The sequence below is a fragment of the Methanobrevibacter sp. genome (genome assembly GCF_045114555.1).
In the GTDB taxonomy this organism is placed as follows: Archaea; Methanobacteriota; Methanobacteria; order Methanobacteriales; family Methanobacteriaceae; genus Methanobrevibacter.
Genome location: NZ_JBGUKT010000009.1, coordinates 13,556 through 35,449 on the forward strand (window position 1 = coordinate 13,556; position 21,894 = coordinate 35,449).

Annotated in this window: 22 protein-coding genes; 9 read left to right on the forward strand and 13 right to left on the reverse strand. The window is 31.5% G+C overall.

The genetic code is table 11. The features are described from left to right. Positions 1 to 29: 29 nt before the first annotated feature. From ACJMLB_RS01380 to ACJMLB_RS01395, 4 genes are all read right to left on the reverse strand, one after another. On the reverse strand, positions 30 to 1,616 hold the full coding sequence (locus ACJMLB_RS01380; protein WP_405323041.1) for an ABC1 kinase family protein: 1,587 nt from the start codon (positions 1,614 to 1,616) through the stop codon (positions 30 to 32). A gap of 345 nt (positions 1,617 to 1,961) precedes the next feature. Beyond that, positions 1,962 to 2,900 (reverse strand): GTP cyclohydrolase MptA, encoded by a 939-nt coding sequence (gene mptA, locus ACJMLB_RS01385; protein WP_296869130.1) that lies wholly within the window; start codon positions 2,898 to 2,900, stop codon positions 1,962 to 1,964. A gap of 437 nt (positions 2,901 to 3,337) precedes the next feature. Next, positions 3,338 to 3,817 (reverse strand): Lrp/AsnC family transcriptional regulator, encoded by a 480-nt coding sequence (locus tag ACJMLB_RS01390; RefSeq protein ID WP_292778063.1) that lies wholly within the window; start codon positions 3,815 to 3,817, stop codon positions 3,338 to 3,340. Positions 3,818 to 4,201: 384 nt separating this feature from the next. Continuing rightward, positions 4,202 to 5,416, reverse strand: coding sequence for a tRNA (guanine(10)-N(2))-dimethyltransferase (locus ACJMLB_RS01395; RefSeq protein ID WP_295606025.1), 1,215 nt, complete (start codon positions 5,414 to 5,416; stop codon positions 4,202 to 4,204). Positions 5,417 to 5,676: 260 nt separating this feature from the next. Between ACJMLB_RS01395 and ACJMLB_RS01400 the strand changes: the two genes are divergently transcribed. After that, positions 5,677 to 6,774 (forward strand): DegT/DnrJ/EryC1/StrS aminotransferase family protein, encoded by a 1,098-nt coding sequence (locus tag ACJMLB_RS01400; RefSeq protein WP_296869131.1) that lies wholly within the window; start codon positions 5,677 to 5,679, stop codon positions 6,772 to 6,774. Positions 6,775 to 6,865: 91 nt separating this feature from the next. On the opposite strand, the gene ACJMLB_RS01405 is transcribed toward ACJMLB_RS01400, so the two are convergent. Further along, positions 6,866 to 7,168, reverse strand: coding sequence for an MTH1187 family thiamine-binding protein (locus ACJMLB_RS01405; protein WP_296869132.1), 303 nt, complete (start codon positions 7,166 to 7,168; stop codon positions 6,866 to 6,868). Between the two features lie 95 nt (positions 7,169 to 7,263). Between ACJMLB_RS01405 and ACJMLB_RS01410 the strand changes: the two genes are divergently transcribed. Continuing rightward, complete coding sequence (locus ACJMLB_RS01410; RefSeq protein ID WP_394349897.1) at positions 7,264 to 8,118, forward strand: TIGR00269 family protein; 855 nt, start codon at positions 7,264 to 7,266, stop codon at positions 8,116 to 8,118. Between the two features lie 79 nt (positions 8,119 to 8,197). Here ACJMLB_RS01410 and ACJMLB_RS01415 read toward each other — a convergent pair whose 3' ends face one another. The 6 genes from ACJMLB_RS01415 to comB form a co-directional block, all read right to left on the reverse strand. Continuing rightward, positions 8,198 to 9,250, reverse strand: coding sequence for a hypothetical protein (locus ACJMLB_RS01415; protein WP_405323045.1), 1,053 nt, complete (start codon positions 9,248 to 9,250; stop codon positions 8,198 to 8,200). Positions 9,251 to 9,314: 64 nt separating this feature from the next. Beyond that, complete coding sequence (locus tag ACJMLB_RS01420) at positions 9,315 to 10,256, reverse strand: calcium/sodium antiporter (RefSeq protein ID WP_405323047.1); 942 nt, start codon at positions 10,254 to 10,256, stop codon at positions 9,315 to 9,317. 10 nt (positions 10,257 to 10,266) lie between these two features. After that, entirely contained in the window at positions 10,267 to 11,613 is a 1,347-nt protein-coding gene (locus tag ACJMLB_RS01425) for a hemolysin family protein (RefSeq protein ID WP_295606033.1), read from the reverse strand. A 253-nt stretch (positions 11,614 to 11,866) separates the two neighbouring features. Further along, positions 11,867 to 12,127 carry a DUF1922 domain-containing protein gene (locus tag ACJMLB_RS01430; RefSeq protein ID WP_295606035.1) on the reverse strand — a complete coding sequence of 87 codons (261 nt, stop codon included), beginning with the start codon at positions 12,125 to 12,127 and terminating at the stop codon, positions 11,867 to 11,869. Between the two features lie 4 nt (positions 12,128 to 12,131). Next, complete coding sequence (locus tag ACJMLB_RS01435; RefSeq protein WP_295606037.1) at positions 12,132 to 13,298, reverse strand: TraB/GumN family protein; 1,167 nt, start codon at positions 13,296 to 13,298, stop codon at positions 12,132 to 12,134. Positions 13,299 to 13,437: 139 nt separating this feature from the next. Next, entirely contained in the window at positions 13,438 to 14,175 is a 738-nt protein-coding gene (gene comB / locus ACJMLB_RS01440) for a 2-phosphosulfolactate phosphatase (RefSeq protein ID WP_295606039.1), read from the reverse strand. A 135-nt stretch (positions 14,176 to 14,310) separates the two neighbouring features. Here comB and ACJMLB_RS01445 point away from each other — a divergent pair, with 135 nt between their 5' ends. The 3 genes from ACJMLB_RS01445 to serS all read left to right on the forward strand — a co-directional run bounded on the left by ACJMLB_RS01445 (position 14,311) and on the right by serS (position 17,305). Next, on the forward strand, positions 14,311 to 14,952 hold the full coding sequence (locus ACJMLB_RS01445) for a hypothetical protein (RefSeq protein WP_405323050.1): 642 nt from the start codon (positions 14,311 to 14,313) through the stop codon (positions 14,950 to 14,952). A 22-nt stretch (positions 14,953 to 14,974) separates the two neighbouring features. Continuing rightward, positions 14,975 to 15,853 carry a radical SAM mobile pair protein B gene (locus ACJMLB_RS01450; protein WP_405323052.1) on the forward strand — a complete coding sequence of 293 codons (879 nt, stop codon included), beginning with the start codon at positions 14,975 to 14,977 and terminating at the stop codon, positions 15,851 to 15,853. Positions 15,854 to 16,027: 174 nt separating this feature from the next. Continuing rightward, positions 16,028 to 17,305, forward strand: a complete 1,278-nt coding sequence (serS, locus tag ACJMLB_RS01455) for a serine--tRNA ligase (protein WP_295606045.1) — start codon at positions 16,028 to 16,030, stop codon at positions 17,303 to 17,305. Positions 17,306 to 17,515: 210 nt separating this feature from the next. Here serS and ACJMLB_RS01460 read toward each other — a convergent pair whose 3' ends face one another. Then, positions 17,516 to 18,007 carry a DUF308 domain-containing protein gene (locus tag ACJMLB_RS01460; RefSeq protein WP_405323054.1) on the reverse strand — a complete coding sequence of 164 codons (492 nt, stop codon included), beginning with the start codon at positions 18,005 to 18,007 and terminating at the stop codon, positions 17,516 to 17,518. 219 nt (positions 18,008 to 18,226) lie between these two features. On the opposite strand from ACJMLB_RS01460, the gene ACJMLB_RS01465 reads away from it, so the two are divergent. Beyond that, on the forward strand, positions 18,227 to 18,745 hold the full coding sequence (locus ACJMLB_RS01465; protein ID WP_405323056.1) for a nitroreductase family protein: 519 nt from the start codon (positions 18,227 to 18,229) through the stop codon (positions 18,743 to 18,745). A 77-nt stretch (positions 18,746 to 18,822) separates the two neighbouring features. Then, positions 18,823 to 20,028 (forward strand): MalY/PatB family protein, encoded by a 1,206-nt coding sequence (locus ACJMLB_RS01470; RefSeq protein WP_405323058.1) that lies wholly within the window; start codon positions 18,823 to 18,825, stop codon positions 20,026 to 20,028. A 91-nt stretch (positions 20,029 to 20,119) separates the two neighbouring features. Here the strand turns inward: ACJMLB_RS01470 and ACJMLB_RS01475 are convergent, their stop codons facing one another. Next, positions 20,120 to 20,470: an arsenate reductase family protein gene (locus ACJMLB_RS01475; protein WP_295605523.1), complete on the reverse strand. Its 351-nt coding sequence runs from the start codon at positions 20,468 to 20,470 to the stop codon at positions 20,120 to 20,122. 193 nt (positions 20,471 to 20,663) lie between these two features. On the opposite strand from ACJMLB_RS01475, the gene ACJMLB_RS01480 reads away from it, so the two are divergent. Continuing rightward, positions 20,664 to 21,122, forward strand: a complete 459-nt coding sequence (locus tag ACJMLB_RS01480) for a flavodoxin (RefSeq protein ID WP_296855825.1) — start codon at positions 20,664 to 20,666, stop codon at positions 21,120 to 21,122. A gap of 176 nt (positions 21,123 to 21,298) precedes the next feature. After that, on the forward strand, positions 21,299 to 21,838 hold the full coding sequence (locus tag ACJMLB_RS01485; RefSeq protein WP_295605519.1) for a glutathione peroxidase: 540 nt from the start codon (positions 21,299 to 21,301) through the stop codon (positions 21,836 to 21,838). Positions 21,839 to 21,894 lie beyond the last annotated feature (56 nt).

Below are 21,894 nucleotides of genomic sequence, written 5' to 3' on the forward strand. Positions count from 1 at the left end.
CACTTTCCATTTATGGGTTTTGATTCAATTTATTTGCGTAAGAATTTATATATTATGTATATTCCAAGAATTGCGCTGATAATGAATCCGAAGAATCCAATAGCAGAAATATCCCATACTCTTGGTCCTTTATCTGCTAAAATTGCAATGGATGAACCAACAAGCAATGCAGAAACGATTAAGGAAATGGATAATTGATCTTTCAATTCATCCAAGCCAGTGTGGTTCATATTTAACTCTAATTGTCCTTTTTCAAGCTTGTCAAGAGTGCTGTTAAGTCTGTCCGGCAAGTCTTTTAACAAGTGTTCAATTTCTACAATGTAGTTGAATCCACCACCAACAAGATTTCCTGGTTCGAATTTTGATTTAATCATTTTTTTAGCGAATGTTTCAAGTTCTGCAGTAAGATTGAAGTGAGGATCCAATTTGTCTCCGGCATCTTCAATAAGGAGTATTCCTCTTCCAATCATTACGAATTCTCTTGGAAGAATGATATTGTGCTTGATCATGACATTCATTAAGTTGTCGAATATTCCATCCATTTGGTCTATGTCAACTCCAATGTAGGTGTTTAGCAAGTCATCAACATCTGCCTTAAATTCATCAGTGTTCTGTTCTGGAGTGATGATATTCATATAAAGCATTTGATTGATCAAATGGTGTGAATTTCCATCCAATAGGAGCAATATCATTTGAGCAAAGTTTGATCTGAAAGTATCATTTACGACTCCCATCATTCCCATGTCTATGTAGCAAAGCTTGTTGTCTTTAGTTACAAACAAGTTACCTGGATGTGGGTCCGCATGGAAAAATCCGTCAAGCAAAACTTGTTTCAAATAGGATTGGCATCCATACTGAGCGATTTCCTTATTGTTTATTCCTTCGATTTCATTGTCGAACAGTTCGGTCACTTCATATCCGTCAATAAGTTCCATGTTAATGACTTTGGAAGTACAGTATTCAGGATATACTTCTGGGAATTTGATGTAATCCACTTCTGAAAAGTTTTTGGTGATTTTGCCTATGTTTCTGACTTCTTCCATATAGTCGAGCTCTTTGAAGATGGACCTTTCGAATTCTTGAGCCATCGCAGGTAAGTTATATGTTCTTGTTCCTGAAACATGTTTATCCAAGGTTCCAGCTATTTTATTCAATATTTTTACATCAGGTTCAATCACATCAATGATGCCTGGCTTTTGAACCTTAACTGCAACTTCTTGGCCACTTTCCTTTAATGTTGCCTTATAAACTTGACCGATTGATGCAGAACCGAGAGGCTCTTCATTGAATTCGGAGTATACCTCTTCGAGAGGCTGTCCAAGTTCATCTTCGATAACTACTCTTATTTCCTCAAAAGGAGTTGCAGGTGTGTTGTCCCTAAGCAATTTCAAATCATCAGCTATTTCATTGCCCACTAAATCGGGTCTTGTAGCAAGTAATTGACCTAATTTGATGAATGCAGGACCGCACTCTTCCATTGCATATCTCAAGTCTGAAATTTCAAAATCTTCATCGTCTTCGTTGTCTTTCAACAATTTTGCTAAGTGGTGTTTTTTTGCAACACCCATAATTTCATCAAAACGTTTCCTTGATGCTTTCTTATCTTCTTTTGCCATAAAACCACTAACTTTTTTTGATTAAGTATAAATTGACTAAACAATTAACCTAGTAATATATATGTTCAGATTAAGTATAAATAGTTTTAATTTAACGCTGTTAATTAGGTATTTCACGAAAAATCAAGTTAATTAAGATTAAACTAGTAAAATTAAAGTCTAAATTGAAGTTGAAAAAAAGATATATTAATAAACCTAATATTGACTAGGTCTATAAATATTAAAAATAGTTATTATTTTTATTATTGTTTAAAGTTATATTAAGCAAATAAGCAATATTTGCGTATGTTTAAAAAGAAAAAATTAAAGTTAATATTAAGTTTAAAACTTAATATAAACTTCTTATTATAAATTAAGTTCTTCTTTAAGAGAACCTAAAGTAGAAACTTTTTCTGCATAAGCATTGTGTCTGTGAATACTTTCATGGTTTTCTTGTCTTGTAGTGATTAATGTGTCATCAGGCAAGTATGAAAATTCCTCAAGGATCTTTTCATTCATTGTTCTAACACAATCCTCTACAAATACAGGATTCTTATGAGCATTCATAACAACTGCATTTTCATCAGGACGTTTTAAAAGCTCTGAAATAGGGGAACTCATAGAGGATTCAATGATTTCAATCAATTTTTCACCATCGATGTATTCCTTTTCAGGAACTTCTATTAAGATGGTTCCCACTCCTCTTTGGTTGTGAGAAGCGAAAGTTACAGTGTCCAATACTTTTTCACATGTTTCTTCATCTAAGAATTTTAATAAGTTGCTTTTATCTACTTCTCTTACAGATTCTTGTGCACATGGACAGACAGTCATTCCAACAACTTCAGCACCAATAGCTTTTCTAATGGTGATGGTTCCATCATCTTCACGGATGCCAACAGCATTAGCTATTAATTTAGCCATTTCTTGGGATCTATTGTCAGTTACTGGGGACTCTTTCATAAACATGTAGTCACTAACCATGTTCACTTCAACACGTTTAGCGTATTCATGCTTTTCAAGCATCCTATTTACGATATCTGCACAGAGTGATTCAACACCATCGGATGCACCTTTAGCAACTTCATCAACAACTTCACTGATAGCTTCAGGAGTTCTAGACATATGTGTACCTTTTTGAGTGCTTGGCAAATCTACAAAAGCATCAAAAGTAGGTAATAATATGATTGGTCTTTTTTCTTTTCTTTTAAGAGTTAAAAGTTTTTTGACGCCAGTAACACCTACTCTACTTAAGTGAATAGGGATACGTGGTTCATCATCTTGTGTGTCTGGGAGACAAACTACCATTTTTGTTTACCTTCTTTAGTTTATTAAAAATAAATATTATTTTTTTATTACAACAATTTTTACAATTAATCATTGTTTTTTAATTTTTATAATAAAATAAATAGTTTTTATTTTCTATATTTAAAATAATATTATTGTATGTTTATATATTTTTTGTATAAATGTTTAATATAATTTTCTATATTAAATTATTTTTTAAGGGTATTTTATTGATTTGTTTATGAAATAGTGTAGGAATGGTGTAGGAATAATGTAAGAATAGCATATAAATAGAATAGAAATAGTATGAAAATTATAAAAAAAGATTAAAAATAGAAATTTTTAAAGGGGTTAAATAAAGGGGTAATAATAATTAAAATAATTTTATAATTATTGAAAGGGGTTTAATTATAAAAATTATTTAATTACTATTATCAATTTTAAAAATTAACTTAAAGCTAGAGGATATTAGCAGATCCAATATCTTCTTTTACTATGTTAAGCACAGTTTGTGTAATTGTTTTTTCAATACAGCCTGATTTAAGCAATTCTTTAAGGAATTTGTCTAATTCATCGGTATCTTTAAATTTAGCAATTACAATAGCGTCATATTGACCGGTAACGTCATAAAGTCCAACAACATTTTTGTTGTTTGAGATTTCAGCTTCCCAAGCTTCCAATTCTTGACCTTTAACATTAACGCCAATAATGCTTGTAAGCGCATAACCTAATTTTTTATGGTTTAATACAGGTGCGAATTTTTCAATTACACCAGATTTAAGCATTTTATCGATACGATTGTGTACAGTTCCTACAGAAATTCCTAAATCACGTGATATTTGTCTGTATGAAATTCTAACATCATCATTGATGATTTTTAGAATTTTAATATCAGTTTCGTCTAATTTGATTATTTCATCGTTCTTTTTTGCACACATGATTTTCACTTTTTTTATTTTTTCTTGCATTGCAATTTTTAAAGGGGGTTTTAAATCAATTGCAATTCAAGTTTCGTGTTAAATAGTTTATATTAAGTATAATAATATTAAGTTTGTTATAATTTATATATAAAACTTTTCTTATTTTTCTTATTTTTTTCTAATTTTTGATAAATTTAATTATTATTTGATTATTTTATTTGATATTAAATATTTTTAAATTAAATTTTATTTAAAATATTTAAAGTATATTTTACTAATTCTTTGTTCTTAATTTTTAATTTTAGAAGGTTTATTTTAATATAATCGCCTAATCTTCAATTAAATCAATTTTAAGCCACTATCCTTATCTAAAATACTTAATTAAGTATAGTTTGCATTTTTCTATTTTGCCAATTCCGTGATTATGTCCATCAATTCCTTATTGCTTGCATTGGTCTTTATACCGAGAGGACTGTAATGGGTTTTCACTGCAATGAACCCTTCTTCCTCAAGCTTATCGAATACCTTGTCAAACTTAGGGGCGCTGATCTTTAAGGCTCTGCATACTTTGTGGATATCGTAGAATGTGCTTGGTGCATTTGCCTCTATCTTACAGGAATTCAATAGCTTTAAGACATTATCCTTTTGGTTAAGATTCTTTTCCTCAGCTATTTCTATCATGGAATCAATGAATTCTTCATTTTGTATAGGTCCTAGCCACATTGGGCCTGCCACTATCAATTTTTCACCGCATTCAGGACAGAATTCTGGAATGCTTGATGCAAGACCTTTGTACTCGCTTCTATGAAGGCAATGTTTACAATGTGCAATATATCCAATGTTTTTTAATGATTCATCAGTAGCTTTGGAGCCTTTTCTTACTTTCAGGTATGTTCTCATGTAATGCTCACTGCTATGTGACATTTTAACTTCAATGTATTTCTGATACTTTGCAAGGGTGAGCGCAGCAAATCCAATGAGAATTCTAATACCATTTTCATGGCAATATTCGCTTTTGTATGGTTGCGCATTATATTTTCTAATGCAAGGCTCTTCATATGTTCCGCAAAGGCATGATGTGTCTGTTGCTGTTAAGCAAAGAAGGGAATCCCTTTTAAGGTTATATCCTGCAGAGTCCACAAATGGTGAAGGGGTTCCAAATGGGTCAATGTCAATGACATCAAATCTTCCCATATTGCTTCTCAATTCGTTGTTTGCTTCCTTTTGATCTATTTCAACTTCAACATCATTAAGTTCTGCATTGATTCTGGTAAATTCATTGGCAAGTGGGCTGATGTCATTTATTGAAACATCACCAACTCCATCAATTTCCTTTTTATAGCGTATTCCTCTTATTCCGCTTCCTCCAAAAAGGTCGCAAATGTTTATTTCCCTATCCACTTCCCTTTGGTATGCCTGGAGTGCAAGGATTGAATTGTCCCTATTGAATTCCATTCGAGGATTATAAAAAACAGGAGCATCAGATGAAACCTTATCAAAATCAGGGAATTTTATTTGAACTTTACCCTCTTCGATGATTTTTAATTCATCTTCACCATACTCCCTTATTTCGGTGTTGTAGTTATTTTGATAATTGTTATTTTGATTATTTTCCATAATTTTGCCTTTTTTGATTATAATTGGTTTAATAATTCTTTTATTTATTATTAGATTAATATTTTAATTAATATTTATTTTTCATTTTATTTAAATAAATTTAGAATTTTAAGTAAAACTAATATAAGATTAAGAATAAATAGATATTATAAACTATTTAACTAAACTATTGAAAAAAATATAATTTCAATTAGTTAATTTTTATTAGTTAATTTTTTAAATTTATTAAATAATTTATTTTATTCATTTTAGGTGAAAATATGGCAGACATTAAAGTTTCAATAGCTAGTCCTGTTATTGAAAAAGAGGAAATAAATGCAGTAATTGATGTAATGAAATCTGGTATGATTGCACAAGGACCAAAGGTAATTGAATTTGAAGAAGAATTTGCAAAATATGTAGGTGCAAAGTATGGAATTGCAACCAATTCCGGAACTTCTGCATTGCATGTAGCTCTTTTAGCCGCTGGAATTGGCGAAGGAGATGAAGTTATTACAACCCCATTCACATTTGCAGCTACTGGAAACTCCATCTTATACACTGGAGCTCGCCCGGTCTTTGTTGATATAGACCCTGAAACCTTTACCATTGACCCTGCAAAGATTGAAGAAGCAATCACTGACAAGACTAAAGCTATCATGCCTGTTCAATTGTATGGTCAAGCTGCAGATATGGAACCTATAATGAAAATCGCAAAAGAGCATGACTTGATTGTCATTGAAGATGCAGCACAAGCTCATGGTGCGGAATACAATGGTGAAAAGGTAGGTAACCTTGGAGATATGGCTTGCTTCAGTTTCTATCCTACCAAAAACATGACCACCAGTGAAGGTGGTATGATCACCACAAACAGTGAGGAATTTGCAGAAAATGCAAAAGTCTTCAGAGCTCATGGTTCAGCTACAAAATATCATCATGACGTTTTAGGATATAACTTCAGAATGACTGACATTGCTGCAGCTATTGGTTTAGAGCAACTTAAGAAAATAGATTCATTCAATGAAAAAAGAATTGCAAATGCCAAATGCCTTAATGAAGGTTTAAAGGACATTGAAGCAATTGAAACTCCAGTTTTAAAAGATGGTTGCAAGCATGTATACCACCAATACACAATTAAAATTAAAGATGGAAAAAGAGATGAATTGTCTGATTATTTAATTGAAAATGGTATTGGTAATGGAATTTACTATCCGATTCCTCTTTATGATCAAGTTCTTTATAAGGAATTAGGTTACGACCAAGCTCTTCCAGTAACTGATGAAATAGTTGAAGAAGTTTTATCTCTTCCTATTCATGCAAAGCTTACTCAAGAAGACTTAGATTACATAATTAAGACAATTAAAGAATTTTTTAAATAATTTTCTTTAATAAGTTTTTTCTTTTTTTAATTATTTATTTTATTTACTAATTTTATCCGTTTATTTTTTAATTACTAATCTTTTTCTATTTTCACATTCTATTTTTTACAGATTTCACTTTTTCATCTAAAGTCCTGTTTTCTATATCTCTTCTATCGTCTATTTTTAGAACTGTATAAACCCTTGGCACTCCCATTTCAAAAATAGATTCCTGAACTTCTCCACAAACTTCATATAATTTTTTCAAGTCTTCAGTTTCAATTTGAGTTCCCATAGCGGTTATTTGATAATTCAAGCCACTTTTTTCAATAATTTGAGCTGCTTTAGCAACATATTTGCCAACACTGGACTCTTCAATTCCCATAGGTATAATACATAAATCTGCTGTAATCATAGTTTACTTTTTATACTTTGTATGATATAAAATTTAATAGAAAAACTTTTTTTAAGAAAAATTTAAATTGTTTTGTTTTAATTTTAAGTGATATTATGAGTATAAAAAAAGAAGAGTTTAATGAAATGATTTTCACTAGAATCAATGATTTGATCAAAGAATATGAATTGATTAAAGAGGGTGAAAAAATAGTTATTGCATTGTCTGGAGGTAAAGACAGTGTCTTGACTCTTCATGCACTTAAAAATTACCATGACATTTGTGGCTTTGATTTTGAGCTTGTTGCCATTTCTGTTGATGAGGGAATAGAAGGCTATCGCCAACATGGAATTGATGCAGCAGTAAACAATGCAAAAATGTTGGATATTCCACTTATTCAAAAATCCTTTAAGGATGAGGAAGGATTTGCATTGGATGACATTTATTCTTATTTTAAAAGCGCTTGCATTCCATGTGGAGTCTTTAGAAGAAATATCTTAAATAAAACAGCTTATGAAATAGGTGCTGATAAGATAGCTACTGGACATAATCTTGATGATGAGATTCAATCATTTTTAATGAGCTTTTCAAGAGGGGATACCGTAAAATTCTCTAAATTTGGCCCAGAATTAGATCAAATTCATGAAAAGCTGATTCCAAGAATAAAGCCATTATGGAACACTCCAGAAAAAGAGGTAGGCATGTGGGCAATCCTAAATGGAATTGAAATTCATTTGGATGAATGTCCTTATTCTAATCTTTCATTAAGGGCTAAGATTAAGGAGTTTTTAAACAATACAGAATCCAAACATCCTGGAACAAAGGAAAATGTGTTGAATTCATTTATTAAAACACTTGATGTTGAGAATATTAGGACAGTGTTAAATGAATGTGAAAGGTGTGGTGAACCAACATCCGGTAAAATATGTAAGGCTTGTGAAATAAAAGAAACAATTTGGGAAAACATGTAGTCTGCTTTCCTTGCTTTTTTCTTTTTTTCAATGATTAGTATTTTTAATCTTTTTTAGATTATTAAGTTTTAATCTTTTTTTATCTATATCTTCTGTTTCTTTTTCTTCTTCTTTTTCTATAAATTCTATTTTTAACAAGTTTTATAATCTTAAGCATTATAAAGAATAAAATTGCTATGAGGATTATAATTCCGATGATTATTAAGCTTATTTCTAGATTGCTTAATTTGTTTTTATCATTTTCAAAGCTAATGGAACCTATTTTTTTATAATTTGGAGCTATTGGTATATCTTTGGCTTTTATAGTTTCATTATTAAGGATTATATTGTCAATACAGCCAGTATAATTTTTCCCAACAAAGGTTCCATCTTCATTGGCGACATAAATGTCAGTTGTATTGTTATCATTAGTTAAATGAACATCATATGCAATTATTTCACGCCTATCTAATCCATAACGATCAGTTTGGGATAAATTAACCATTTCTTTGATTCTATCTTTTATGTTTAATGAAATATTGCCTCTTCTGGATAATTCATAATCATTTGGAATGGATATGTATTCTCCAGGGATTAATTTTCCTGTTTTCAACTTGGTAGGTGTTGCAAATCCATAATTTCCATTAGGGGCTTTTATGACTACATGCCCTCTCCCATAATGTTTTTTAATCTCTTGAATTTCAGCCAAATACTTCTCTGAGATGCTGTAATCTTCTGTAATCATTTTTGCAGTGATGTTTTCACATCTTTCACTGTCGATTCCATCATCTATTCCTCCTAAACCAATTACCCAACCTGAATTAGTTATGATCACATGATTGAAATATTTATTTTTGGTTTTATACTGTTTTATGGCAGGAATTTCGTGCCAAGTAGTTTTTTCAACAAAAATATCCGCTTCATAATTGGAATCTCTTCTATAAGACATTAATGTATCATTGTCTTCCAATTGCATAACTATTGAACAGCATCCCAAATTATTTGTTTCATTGGATAAGATAGATGTTAAATCAGTATTTGATGGATTATACACCAAATCACTATTTTGATGATTCGGTGCGAGATTCACAGTAGCTATTGAAATAAAAATTGTAAAAATCGCTATTGCAAAAATTCTTTTATTCAATTTCATATAAATCCCATTTGTCTTTGACAAATTTTTATTTTTTAAAAAAAGAAAAGAAATTAATGAATAATTAATTTCTTATAATGACAAACGCCATATAGAGTATGAATAAGGCAACTAATATTGCACCTTCTTTTTTATCCACTTCATTTTGACTATAAGCGAATATTGCACCGATTATAGTAATCACTGTCATTAAAGCAATATCAGTTACCATTTCCGGTGCAATAGGTAATGGCATGATTGCACTGCTTACACCTAAAATGAATAAGATATTAAAGATGCTTGATCCAAGCACGTTACCGATTACAATACCATTGTCCCCTTTTTTAAGTGCAGTTACAGATGTAACAAGTTCAGGCAAGGAAGTTCCTATTGCAACAATGGTAAGACCAATAAGCGCATCACTTAATCCGAATGCACTAGCAATGAAACTTGCACCATCCACAACCAAATCAGAACCGATAATGATACCTGCAATACCTATGATAATGTAAATGAATGCTTTTGGCATTGAAAGTTTCACTTCTATCTCTTCTGACATAGCTTCCTTATCTTTTCTTGCTTCCTGTACAAGACGGTAAACATAAGCGATAATGATAATCAAGAAGATTATACCACAGAGTCTGCTTAGTTGTCCAAATAGGACAGCTATAACAAGTAATCCTATTGTGGAGATGACTAAAAATGGGAAATCTCTTTTAATTAGAATTTTATCTACAGTCAAGGTTCCAAGCAATGCAGAAATACCTACTACTGCTAAAATATTGAAGATATTACTACCTACAACGTTACCTAAGGATATTGCATTGGTTCCAGCAAATGCTGAAGTAATTGAAACTGCAGCTTCAGGTGCACTTGTACCAAATGCAACAATTGTCAAACCTACGATGATGGTAGGTATCTTTAAATTGTATGCAACATTACTTGCACCATCTACAAATACATCTGCACCTTTTATTAAAAGCACAAATCCTATTATAAGTAAAATAATTTGAATAATTAATTCCATTATTATTCTCCTAATCCTCTTTGCTTTCAAGATCCAATTTATTTGCATCCTCTTCGTTGACGGTTACCAAGATCTTATCAATATGGTTTGCATCCATATCCATAATCTCAAAGGTAAACTTGCCTTCATGGAATATTTCACCTGTATCTGGGATTTTGCCTGCATGTGAAAGGATGAATCCTGCAATGGTTGTGTATCCGTCTTCAACTTCATTTGGCATTTCCTTTTCAATTTCAAACAAGTCCTTAAAGTCTTCAATAGAGAATCTGCCGTCAATTAACCATGAATTGTCTTTTCTTTCAATTGCTTTAGGATCATCTTCCTCATCGATACCCGGAATGTCTCCTACGATTCCTTCAAGAAGGTCATTCAATGTAATCAATCCTGCAACACTTCCGAATTCATCTACAACAAGCACCATATGGACATATTCCCTATTTTCCTTGAACTCTTGAAGCAAGTCCATTGCAAGCATGTTTTCAGGAACAACCAATGGAGATTTGATGGTTTCTTTAATATTTATTTCTTTACCTGAGAAGATTTCACTTAATAGGTCTTTAGCTTGAACTACACCGATGAAATCATCCAACTCTCCTTCAGCTACAGGGAAGATGGATCTTTTACTGCTAATGATTCTTTCCTTGTTTTCTTCCATGTCATCTTCCAAATCTATCCAGATGATTTCACTTCTTGGAGTCATTATCATATCCACTTTTTGGTCATCTAAACGGAACACCCTTTTGATGATGTCTTCTTCCTCTTCAGCAATGGTTCCGTCTTCAATACCTTCTTCAATAAGTAATTTGACTTCCTCTTCGGTTACAACATCCTCTTTTGGCTTGGAGCCAACAATTCTAAGTGCAAGGTTGGTTGAACTGTCAAGCAATCTGACAACCGGCTTGCAGATCCATGAACTTACTTGCATGAATTTTGCAGTTTGCAATGAATATCCCTCAGGGTCATTTAATGCCATTCTTTTAGGTACAATTTCACCAATCAAGATTGTGAAGTATGTAGTTACAAGAATAACAAATATGAAGCTTAATTGGTAACTGTAAGGAATGTATGGGCTTAAAAAATTACCCATAGGTTCAGAAAAAGTAGTTCCACCAATTGCCCCTGTGATAATTGCAGTAAATGTTATACCAATTTGTACAGTGGATAAGAAGTCACTGACATTATCCATAAAGTCTAAAACAAGTAATGCTCTTTTATTCCCTTCATCTGCGATTTTTTGCATTCTAATCCTTCTGGTGGATACAACAGCAATTTCTGCAAGGGAGAAAAGTCCATTAAGCACAATTAAAATTATTATTACTAAAATTTCAATTCCTATAATTATCGAGTCCATTTCCATTAAGTCCTTAAACAATTTATAATTTAAAATTTTTAATTAAAAATAAATATTTCTTTATATTGTATTTTATCTATATTTATATAAAGTTTTTTTTATAAGCAATAATGATATTTATTAATTCTATTTATAAATTTAATGTTTTTTTAGCATTTGAATTGCATTATTTTTATAATTTTTTAATTATTTTGCTATATTTTACATAATTTTGGTAATATTTTAATGATTATTAAATTATTATGTGGAAAAAATTTGATTATAATTCTTTCATTTTTCTATCTATTTGATTGAGGAACTTATTCTGTTTAAATTCCTCTGCAGTGCTGAACATTGACCCTCCATAGATTTCCTCTTGCATCTTTTGAACGGCATATGTTGCATCTTCTGCAGTTTCCACCCTTTGAAGGATTCTGCGACTTTTCACCTTGATGGTTTTTCCACAAGTGCATTTTCTTGTAGCAACACCTTTTTTAGCATATAAAACCCTTCCACAGTCGCATCTGAATATCAAATACATATTTTTAACCTCCAAAAATCTTCATGAATAGTGGAATAAACACTTGTGAAGGCAAGATTACTAGAGTGGCAATGCTCACTCCAAGGTTTGTTCCAACAACCACAAGCAAGATTCTAATGATATTGTTATTCCATAAGTCTCTAAAGCTTTCTATTTTACCTAAATTGTTAATGTCCTGTTTTCTCACTCTTCTGAATTTAGCTTCTGCAAGTCCTGAGAACCATCCTGCAGCAAGCAATGGGTGAATGATGGTAAGGGGAGCAACTAATCCTCCAATGATTGCAGATTGGATTTTAGACCCAGAGACAATTGAACCTATAAAACCCATAATCATGCTGATTACAACAAATTGTACAATATCCCCTTCTATATGGATTCCATTCATCCAAGCAAGAAAAAATATCACGACAAATGAAATAGGGATTAAAGCCAAAATGATTTTTAGCCAAGGGATTCCACCTTTCTTATCCATATCATTTAGTTCTCTGTAGCTTGGGAGTGTTTCAGGATTGTCAAGATAATCGATTATTCCTTCCCTATGGCCTGCACCTACGACAGCTATTACCTTATCTTCTGGAATGCCTAATATTCCTTTTGCAAGGTATGCATCCCTTTCCTTAACAAGTGCAGTGTATGCTCCAGGTGAGATTTCCTTGAAGTATTCCATAGCTTGGTCTATGTTGGATTGCTCTTTAAGCTCTTCAATGTTCAATTCCTCTTCATCTGATGAGAACACTGAACCAACAATTCCATATATGAACTTAAGCTTTTCCCAAGTGGTCATACTGTTCAATACCCTTTGCAATGTGACATTAATGTCTCTGTCGATGAGTGCAATTCTACATCCAATTTCCTCGGAGGCTTCAACTGCAGCAATCATTTCAGATCCTGGCTTGATGTCTACATCTTCACCAATCTTGTTTTGCATATAGGAAAGGATTGTTGTAACTAGGAAAACACCTACCTTGTTTTCCTTAATGATTTTGGTAATATGAATTGAGTCATCTTCCACGATGCCGTTTCTCTCATTCATTAGTCTTTGGTATCGCCCTCTATCCAATTCAATAGCCACTACATCAGGTTGGTCTTCCAAAATAGCTGCCCTTACCTCATCAGCACTATTTTGAGACACATGTGCAGTTCCTATAATTTTTAAACATTCTCTTATCATCAGATATCCTTCTTAAAATGTTCTTTCTATTGTAAATTTTATTTAAAATATAATTAAAATTTTATTTAACTATTAATATTAATTCTTATATTAATTATATCAATTACATTTATAAACTTTTTGAAAGTCCGATTGAAATCTATTCATGGTATAATGTAATCTTTCCATCCCTATAGATTCCAACATTCTCGCTGATATTTTCTTTAACGCATAGTCTAACATCATCTTCATATCCAAGATATGCAAGACGACGTCCGGATTTTGATTTGATGGAAACTTTTTCAACTTTTTCCTTATCTCTGCTTGCCATAATTGCTGAAATAGCAAATTCTGTTATTCCGGTTTCCTCTTTGAAATAATCTATGTCATCGATATTTAGTTTATTCTGTTCATCCAATTCCTTTTGAATCCAGAATAATATTTCACCAGCTGCTAAAAAGTCCTCTATTGCAAAGGTTCTTTCGAATCCTCCCATAACGATTTCAATGTGTTCAGTTGCAAGCTTGCATGCTGCCTTTGCACAAGCTTTTGCATTGATGAATGATCCAATTAAAATGATTTCAGATTCCATATTGTCCAAAGCTCTTACACCATTGGTTGTTGTAAGTACTAAAGTGTCCTTTTCACCAGAGTATTCCTTCATTTCACCTGGGGAGTTTCCAAGTTCAAACCCTTCAATTGTTCTGCCGGTTCTCTCCCCTGCCAACACAGCATCCTTCCTTTCAGCTATTTTTATTGCTTCTTCTGGTGTATATACTGGATAAATTTCCTTGAATTTATCGAGAGCAACTGTAATTGTAGTGCTTGCCCTTAATGCATCAACCATTATGGAAAGGTCTTTTGAGGAACCTTTTTCAAAACTTAAACTTACTTTCACTTTTTAGCCTCTATTACTCTAAAATATAGCAAATATGATTTTCTTCTATGTATAACTTTTATATTTAGTAATATATAATACTTAATAAGTAATATTATTTTAAGAAAAATTTTGAATTATTTTTTGGGGAATATTATGATAGTTGTTACAACTCCCATGTGTAGGCAAATAGTGGAATGGGCAGGACTTAAGGAATTCAAAGTAAATAAATTTCCTGATGAAGAAGAAGGGGATTTTGCCATTTTGCTTTCTGAAAGCAAGGTGGAAATGGATTCATTGGCCATAAAGATAAATACATTTGGCCAGATTAAGGAAAGCATTAAAACAGTGTCTAAAGTTCTTTTTGAAAGAAATCTGATTGAAAAAGCTATTGGCGATGAAGGGATAGAATCAATTTTTAATGATTATAAAGATGATGTTGAATATGCCCTTTTGGATGAAAATGAGTTTAATGAAATAAGAAAATCCAACAATGATAAAAAAGTGAAAGTCTATTCAGAATTCCTAAAGGACATAATTTTAGACATTGGAGCAGATGTGATTGATTTCACATATGATAAAAATGGAAATGATGAGGATAAGGCAAATGACTTAGGAATGGATTTTGATTATTTGGTTTATCCGGATTATTTGGAGGAAGAAGTTCTAAAAAGAGAAAACCTAAAATCTAATGAGTTTAAAGTAATTAAGATATTAAGCCATAATAATATTTCAAAAGACCCGATATTGAAAGCGGAATCAAGATATGCGACATTAATTGAAGAAATGTCTAAATGATTTTTTTAATTATGGTGTAAAAATGATTGTTCAGGAAAAGGAAGTTAAATCAATATTATCCAAATCAAATCTTCCCATTGCAGGGTATACTGCAAATCCATATGTTGGCTGTCCACATGCCTGCAAGTATTGCTATGCTGATTTTATGAAAAGGTTCACTGGTCATAAAGAGGAATGGGGGACTTTCATTGATGTAAAGTATTGGAAACCTATAAAAAATCCTCAAAAGTATTCTGGAGAAACTGTTATTGTTGGTTCAGTAACTGATGGATACAATCAATGTGAGGAGGAATTCTGCAGAATTCGCCAATTGTTGGAGGAACTGAAAGGAACAGACATAAATCTTATCATAACTACAAAATCAGACTTGGTGTGCAGAGATTTGGATTTGATAAAAACATTCAATGATCCTTTGGTTTCCTGGTCCATCAATACCCTTGATGAAGATTTTAAAGAGGATATGGATGATGCACCATCAATTAAGGATAGGATTAAAGCAATGAAGAGGTTTCACAAAGAGGGCATAAGAACAACTTGTTTCATTTCTCCTATTTTTCCTGAAATAACAGACCCTATTGAAATTATTGAAGAAATCAGTGATTTTTGTGATTATATTTGGCTTGAAAATCTTAATTTAAGGGGAGGATATAAAAAGACTATTTTTGACTATATTGATTTAAAATATCCTGAATTGGTGCCTCTCTATAAAGAGATTTATACTTATAAGGACATGTCTTATTGGAAAGAATTGGATGATGAAATCAGTGCTTATGCAAGGGAAAATGATTTTATGTATATAATTGATGAAGAACCCTTTATAAAAAGCCCTAATGAAAATCCAATCATAATCAATTATTTCTATCATGAAAAGATAAGGCAATCTTCAAAAAAGAAAAGATAGTTGTTAGGAATCAGCCAATTATTTCTTGAATATTCTTAAAATGTACTTTTTTAATCCAAATAATTATTAAATAAGAAAAATATATTATTTAATAATCAAAATTTTATAGATTTTTTATAGATTGCTGAAATCATAATTACTTAATTCGTTATTCATTTTAAAGGAGAATAAAAATTGTTAGACATAAAATTATTCAGAGAAGATCCTGAATTGATATTTGACTCTGAAAAGAAAAGATTCAGAAGTACAGAAAATGCAGAGAAAGTTATTGAATATGACACCTTATGGAGAGAAGGTGAAAGAAGATTAAACTCTTTAAGAGCAGAGAAAAACAAGTTATCCAAATCATTTAAAAAAGCTAAACAGGAAGGCAATATTGAAGAAGTCATTGCAAAATCCAAGGAAGTGGCTAATGAAATTAAAGAGTTAAGCGCTAAAAATGCAGAATACCTTCAATTAAGAGATGATTATAGATATAAAGTAGGAAACATCATTGACGAAGATGTTCCAGTTTCCGATACTGAAGATGACAATGTAGTTGTAAGAACCTATGGTGAAATCCCAGAGCATGACTTTGAATTGTTGAATCATGTTGACTTGATCAATAAGATTGATGGAGCAGACCTTGAAACTGCAGCAAGCGTTTCAGGTGCAAGGTTCTACTACTTGAAAAGAGACATTTTACACTTGAACTTGGCATTGATTCAATTTGCACTTTCAGAACTTGAAGCTGAGGGTTACATTCCTATGCAAACTCCTTTCTTTGTAAAAGGTGAAGTTGCAGCTGAAACTTCTGAACTTGGCGAGTTTGAGGAAACATTATACAAGGTTGAAAATGAGGATATGTACTTGATTGCAACTGCTGAACAGACCTTGGCAGCTCTTCACAGAAATGAAATCATCAATCCTGAAGACTTGCCACTTAGATACTGTGCACTTTCAACCTGTTTTAGAAAAGAGGCAGGGTCTCATGGAAAAGACACTTTAGGAATCTTTAGAGTTCACCAATTCGAAAAGATTGAACAGTTCATTTACTCTACACCAGAAGATTCAAGAAAGCAGCATGATCATTTGATGGAAGTCACTGAAAGAATTTATCAGAAATTAGGTCTTCCATATCAAATCATAGCTATTGTGTCTTCAGCTTTAAATGACAATGCAGCAATCAAATACGACCTTGAAGCTTGGTTCCCGGGTTCCGGTGCATTCAGGGAATTGGTAAGCTGTACTAACTGTAAGGATTATCAAGCAAGAAAAACCAAAACAAGGTACGGTAGAGCAGGTTCCGGAGATGCACAAATATTGCATACCTTAAACAGTACAGCTATTGCAACTGAAAGAACCATTTGCTGTATTTTAGAAAACTACCAACAAGCTGATGGTAGCATTAAAGTCCCTGAGGTCTTGGTACCTTATATGGGCGGAAAAACAGTCATTGAAGCAAAAGAATAATTTTTATTCTTTTTTCTCTTTTTTTATTATTTTATCTATTTTTTTAATTTTTACAAATCTATTTTTACTTTAATTTTAGCCACTATTGTTTGCATACATTCAAACTATTATTTTTGTTATAACTTTTTTGCATAGAAAAAATTTAAAAAAAGAGTTAAGATAGCAAAAAGTCAAAATTTTAAAAAAAGAAAAAAAATGATGAATACATTATTAGTACTCATCTGCATGTAAATATCCAACGATTCCATGTGCTATTAATGCAATACCTAAGATGATGGTGATTAATATTGGATTGTTTGCTGCAAATACAGCAATGAACAAGATAACAATTCCTAATACTAAACCAACTAATGATCCGGTTTTATTGATTTCAGCCCCTCCAAGCAATCCGATTACGGAAGCTATGATAAGCATGAATCCAACAATATAGAACTGTAATCCAACTAAGAATGAAATTGCATTTGTTCCAAAGATGAATGCCAATCCTAAAATGATCATCACAATACCGAATATTGCTGAAACAGTTGAAACAGCTGGTGAAATATCTTTTGCAATGATTCCAGTGTAAGCTAATCCTAGACCAAATATCAATACAGCTGCACCAATAAGGATGGATATTAAATTAGCACTGAATATTGGGAATATGATAAATATTAAACCAATAATTATTGAAATAATAGCTAAAATCTTATTTGATTCCATTTTTTCACCTCATTTTACATTTAATTGTTTAATATTCTATTTATTAAGGTATATATAAATTATTCTTTCATTTTACATAATGCCTTCAATTTTTTATTTATAATTTTTTCATCAATTATTTCAATTAATTATTTCAATTAACTATCTCAATTAATTATTTAAATAATAATGAATTAATCTTAATTAATTAATACCTAAAAAACATTTTCATGTGATAAGATGGCTGATTTTGAAGAAATTATTAATACAAGACGCAGTATAAGGGAATATGATTCCAAAGAAGTTGAAGATGACAAGATAGAAAAGATTTTAAAAGCAGGTATGCAAGCTCCTGGAAGCAGGTTAGGTGCTGAACCTTGGGAATTCTTGATAATCAAAAACAAGGAAACACTTGCTAAAATAGGGGAAATCAAACCTCGTGTAACAAATGCTCCAGTAGCTATTCTTTTGATTGCAAACATTGAAAGGTCATTTTATAAATTGGTATGGCAACAGGATATGAGCGCAGCAGCAGAGAATATGCTTCTTGAAGCTGTCAATCTTGGCTTGGGGGGATTATGGAATGGTGTGGCACCTGAAGAGGAAAGAATGAACGCCATTGGTGAGATTGTAGGTTTGCCAAAAGATGACAACCTAAAGCCATTCTGCATAATAACTCTTGGTTATCCAGCTGAAGGTTGGGAAAACAAATTCATGGATAAATTCGATGAATCCAGAATTCACTATGAAACCTATTAATTAATCAAAAATTAATTGACATATTGATTGCAATTTAATATCAAATCTGATTTCAATTCTTAAACGGATGATGCATTATGAAATACAATTTTGATTCAATAATTGACAGAAAAAACACCAATTCACTTAAATGGGATCTATTTGATGATGATTACCCTATGTGGGTTGCAGATATGGATTTTTATGCTGCTCCACTCATTTATGAATCCGTGAATAGAAAAGCAAAGCATGGAGTTTATGCCTATTCATTTGTCAATGATGAAATTTTTGATTCCTATATCAATTGGTGGGAGAAATATGGCCTTGCTATGAAAAGGGATGAATTATTGTTTGCAAATGGGGTCATGCCTTCAATCACAAGCATCATTCGAGCATTCACTGATGTTGGAGATAATGTCTTGATCCAAACACCAGTTTACCATGTCTTCTTTTATGTGATTGAAGATAATGGCAGAAATGTTGTTGAAAATCCTCTGATTTATGATTCTAACTCCAATGATGTGGAAACTGCATACTCCATTGATTTTGATGATTTGGAAGAAAAATTCAAGGATCCAAAGACTAAATTGATGCTTTTATGCAATCCCCATAATCCGATTGGAAGAATATGGGATGAGAAAACCCTTGAAAAGATAGCTATTCTAGCTAAAAAATACGATGTCATTGTTGTGGCTGATGAAATTCATTGTGACTTAACTGACCCTAATCTGACTTATGTTCCTTTCGCATCTTTAGATAAGGACTTGTCAAACAATAGCATAACTTGCATTTCTCCAAGCAAGACATTTAATATTGCAGGTCTTCAAAGTTCTGCAGTCTTCACTCGTAACAAGGAACTTTATGAGGTTTTAGAAAAGCAATTGTCAGTGGATTGCTTCAATCATCCGAACATCTTTTCAATAGATGCCACTATTGCAGCATACAAAAGTGAAGATTGGTTAAATGAATTGAGAGAAGTCCTATTTGAAAATAAGATGATTGTTGATGAGTTCTTAAAAAGTGAAATTCCTGAAATCAAATTGGTTCCTGCAAATGCAACCTATCTTTTATGGTTGGATTGCATCCAACTAAAAAGAGAAGATTATGGGGATAGATTTTCAAATGACTTATCAGAATTCTTAAGAGAAAATGTAAGTTTATTCTTATCTCCAGGAATCCAATTTGGACAAAATGGAGATAATTTCTTGAGAATGAATATTGCATGTCCTCAAGAATTATTGCTTGAAGGATTGAATGCATTAAAAATAGGGGTTGAAGAATTTAAAAAAGAAAATAATTTATGAATTCTAAAAATAGTAATTAATTAATTTTTTTTGAAAGTATTAAAAATATTTTTTTGAAAGTATTAAAAATAAAAAAGTAGAGAAAATTAATTTATTTTAATTTCTCTTCCCACTCTTTTTGTCTAAAACCAGTAAGCACTATATCTTCAGTCTCAATTATTGGACGTTTTACAAGCATGCCTTCAGTAGATAAAATCTTCAATTGTTCTTCTTCACTCATTTCTGGTAACTTGTCTTTTAATTGCATCTCTCTGTAAATTTTACCACTTGTGTTGAAGAACCTCTTGAGAGGTAGTCCACTTTTCTCATATAATGCCTTCAATTGATCATAATCGGGATTTTCCTCAACAATATGCTGTTCATCATATTCGAATCCATTTTCGTCTAACCATTTCTTAGCCTTTTGGCATGTGCTGCATCTTGGGTAGTAAATAAATAACATTCTCCATTCTCCTAAAAATTTTATAAAATCAATTTTTTGTTCTTATTCTTATTCTTATTTCTATATTTGAAATTTATAAATTATTCTAATTATTGATTAACTTTGTAAACTAAAGACTTTTATCATATGATTTTTAAATTAATATTAGAAAAATAAATAATATGAAATTAATTAAAAACAATAAGGTGATATCGTGAGTATTTTAGTTGCTTATTATTCAAGAACAGAAGTTACAAAAAAATTAGCAGAAGCCATTGCTGCAGAAACTGGTGCAGATATTGAAGAAATTGTTTCTAAAGTGAAATATGATGGTAAAATAGGTTTTGCACGTGGTGGAAAGGATGCTCTTTCAGAAAAGATCATTGATTTAGGGCCATTAGAACATGATGTTTCAGATTATGACTTGGTTTATTTAGGAGTTCCTGTATGGGCTGGAAAAGCTGCAAACCCTATGATTTCATACATTAAGCAAAATGAAGGAAAGTTCAATGATGTAAAATTCTTTGTAACTGCAGGTGGAAGCGGTTTTGAAGGTGCCATTGAACAAATGGAAAAATATGTCGGCAAAGCTCCTTTGAAAACATTAACTCTTGTAACAAAACAAGTAAAACATGATGAATTTGATGAAGAGTTAGCTTCATTTATAGAATAAACTAAATTTTAGTTTTTTTAGATTTTTAACCGTATACTATTAACTGATTTAATTATTAACCTATTAAATTATTTATTTCGCGAAATAGAAAGATTTAAATCCTTTAAAAATAATTTATAATATTAACAGATTTTTATTCACTTAAAATGTTTAATAAATGTAAATTAGGTGATATAATGTCAATTTATGATTTTGAAGTAAAAGACACTCAAGGAAACATGGTTTCCTTAAGTGAATACAAAGGAAAAGTATTGTTAATTGTCAACTCTGCTACCAAATGTGGTTTCACTCCACAATACACTGAATTGAATGAAATCTTCAATGAATTCAAGGATGAAGGATTTGTCATTTTAGATTTCCCATGTAACCAATTTGGTAATCAAGCTCCTGGTACTGGAGAGGAAATTGCAGCTACCTGCCGCAGTGAGTATTTGGTTCCTTATCCAATCTTTGAAAAGATTGAAGTGAATGGTGAAAACGAAGAGCCATTATACGCTTACTTAAAGCAAGAGCAACCATTTAAAGACATCACTGGTGATGGGGCTAGAAAATTGAAAATGGTCCTTAAGGTAATGGATAGACATTATAAGGACAATGATGACATCAAATGGAACTTCACTAAATTTTTAGTTGATAGAGAAGGAAATGTAGTTCAACGTTTCGAGCCAACTGAAAGTTTAGATGATGTTAAGGCAAGAGTTAAAGAATTATTATAATTCTTTATTCTATTTTTTCTCCATTTTTTCTATTTTTTTCAGTTTTTCAAATTCTA

What these genes read in the sequence shown, in the direction of transcription:
- ACJMLB_RS01420 (WP_405323047.1), bottom strand. Translation starts at nt 10,256, where the DNA reads ATGGAATTAATTATTCAAATTATTTTACTTATAATAGGATTTGTGCTT.
- ACJMLB_RS01430 (WP_295606035.1), bottom strand. Translation starts at nt 12,127, where the DNA reads ATGTATTTGATATTCAGATGCGACTGTGGAAGGGTTTTATATGCTAAA.
- ACJMLB_RS01415 (WP_405323045.1), bottom strand. Translation starts at nt 9,250, where the DNA reads ATGAAATTGAATAAAAGAATTTTTGCAATAGCGATTTTTACAATTTTT.
- ACJMLB_RS01485 (WP_295605519.1), top strand. Translation starts at nt 21,299, where the DNA reads ATGTCAATTTATGATTTTGAAGTAAAAGACACTCAAGGAAACATGGTT.
- ACJMLB_RS01460 (WP_405323054.1), bottom strand. Translation starts at nt 18,007, where the DNA reads ATGGAATCAAATAAGATTTTAGCTATTATTTCAATAATTATTGGTTTA.
- ACJMLB_RS01450 (WP_405323052.1), top strand. Translation starts at nt 14,975, where the DNA reads ATGATTGTTCAGGAAAAGGAAGTTAAATCAATATTATCCAAATCAAAT.
- ACJMLB_RS01400 (WP_296869131.1), top strand. Translation starts at nt 5,677, where the DNA reads ATGGCAGACATTAAAGTTTCAATAGCTAGTCCTGTTATTGAAAAAGAG.
- ACJMLB_RS01395 (WP_295606025.1), bottom strand. Translation starts at nt 5,416, where the DNA reads ATGGAAAATAATCAAAATAACAATTATCAAAATAACTACAACACCGAA.
- ACJMLB_RS01380 (WP_405323041.1), bottom strand. Translation starts at nt 1,616, where the DNA reads ATGGCAAAAGAAGATAAGAAAGCATCAAGGAAACGTTTTGATGAAATT.
- ACJMLB_RS01405 (WP_296869132.1), bottom strand. Translation starts at nt 7,168, where the DNA reads ATGATTACAGCAGATTTATGTATTATACCTATGGGAATTGAAGAGTCC.
- ACJMLB_RS01475 (WP_295605523.1), bottom strand. Translation starts at nt 20,470, where the DNA reads ATGTTATTTATTTACTACCCAAGATGCAGCACATGCCAAAAGGCTAAG.
- mptA (WP_296869130.1), bottom strand. Translation starts at nt 2,900, where the DNA reads ATGGTAGTTTGTCTCCCAGACACACAAGATGATGAACCACGTATCCCT.
- ACJMLB_RS01435 (WP_295606037.1), bottom strand. Translation starts at nt 13,298, where the DNA reads ATGATAAGAGAATGTTTAAAAATTATAGGAACTGCACATGTGTCTCAA.
- ACJMLB_RS01470 (WP_405323058.1), top strand. Translation starts at nt 18,823, where the DNA reads ATGAAATACAATTTTGATTCAATAATTGACAGAAAAAACACCAATTCA.
- ACJMLB_RS01445 (WP_405323050.1), top strand. Translation starts at nt 14,311, where the DNA reads ATGATAGTTGTTACAACTCCCATGTGTAGGCAAATAGTGGAATGGGCA.
- ACJMLB_RS01425 (WP_295606033.1), bottom strand. Translation starts at nt 11,613, where the DNA reads ATGGAAATGGACTCGATAATTATAGGAATTGAAATTTTAGTAATAATA.
- ACJMLB_RS01390 (WP_292778063.1), bottom strand. Translation starts at nt 3,817, where the DNA reads ATGTGTGCAAAAAAGAACGATGAAATAATCAAATTAGACGAAACTGAT.
- ACJMLB_RS01465 (WP_405323056.1), top strand. Translation starts at nt 18,227, where the DNA reads ATGGCTGATTTTGAAGAAATTATTAATACAAGACGCAGTATAAGGGAA.
- ACJMLB_RS01410 (WP_394349897.1), top strand. Translation starts at nt 7,264, where the DNA reads ATGAGTATAAAAAAAGAAGAGTTTAATGAAATGATTTTCACTAGAATC.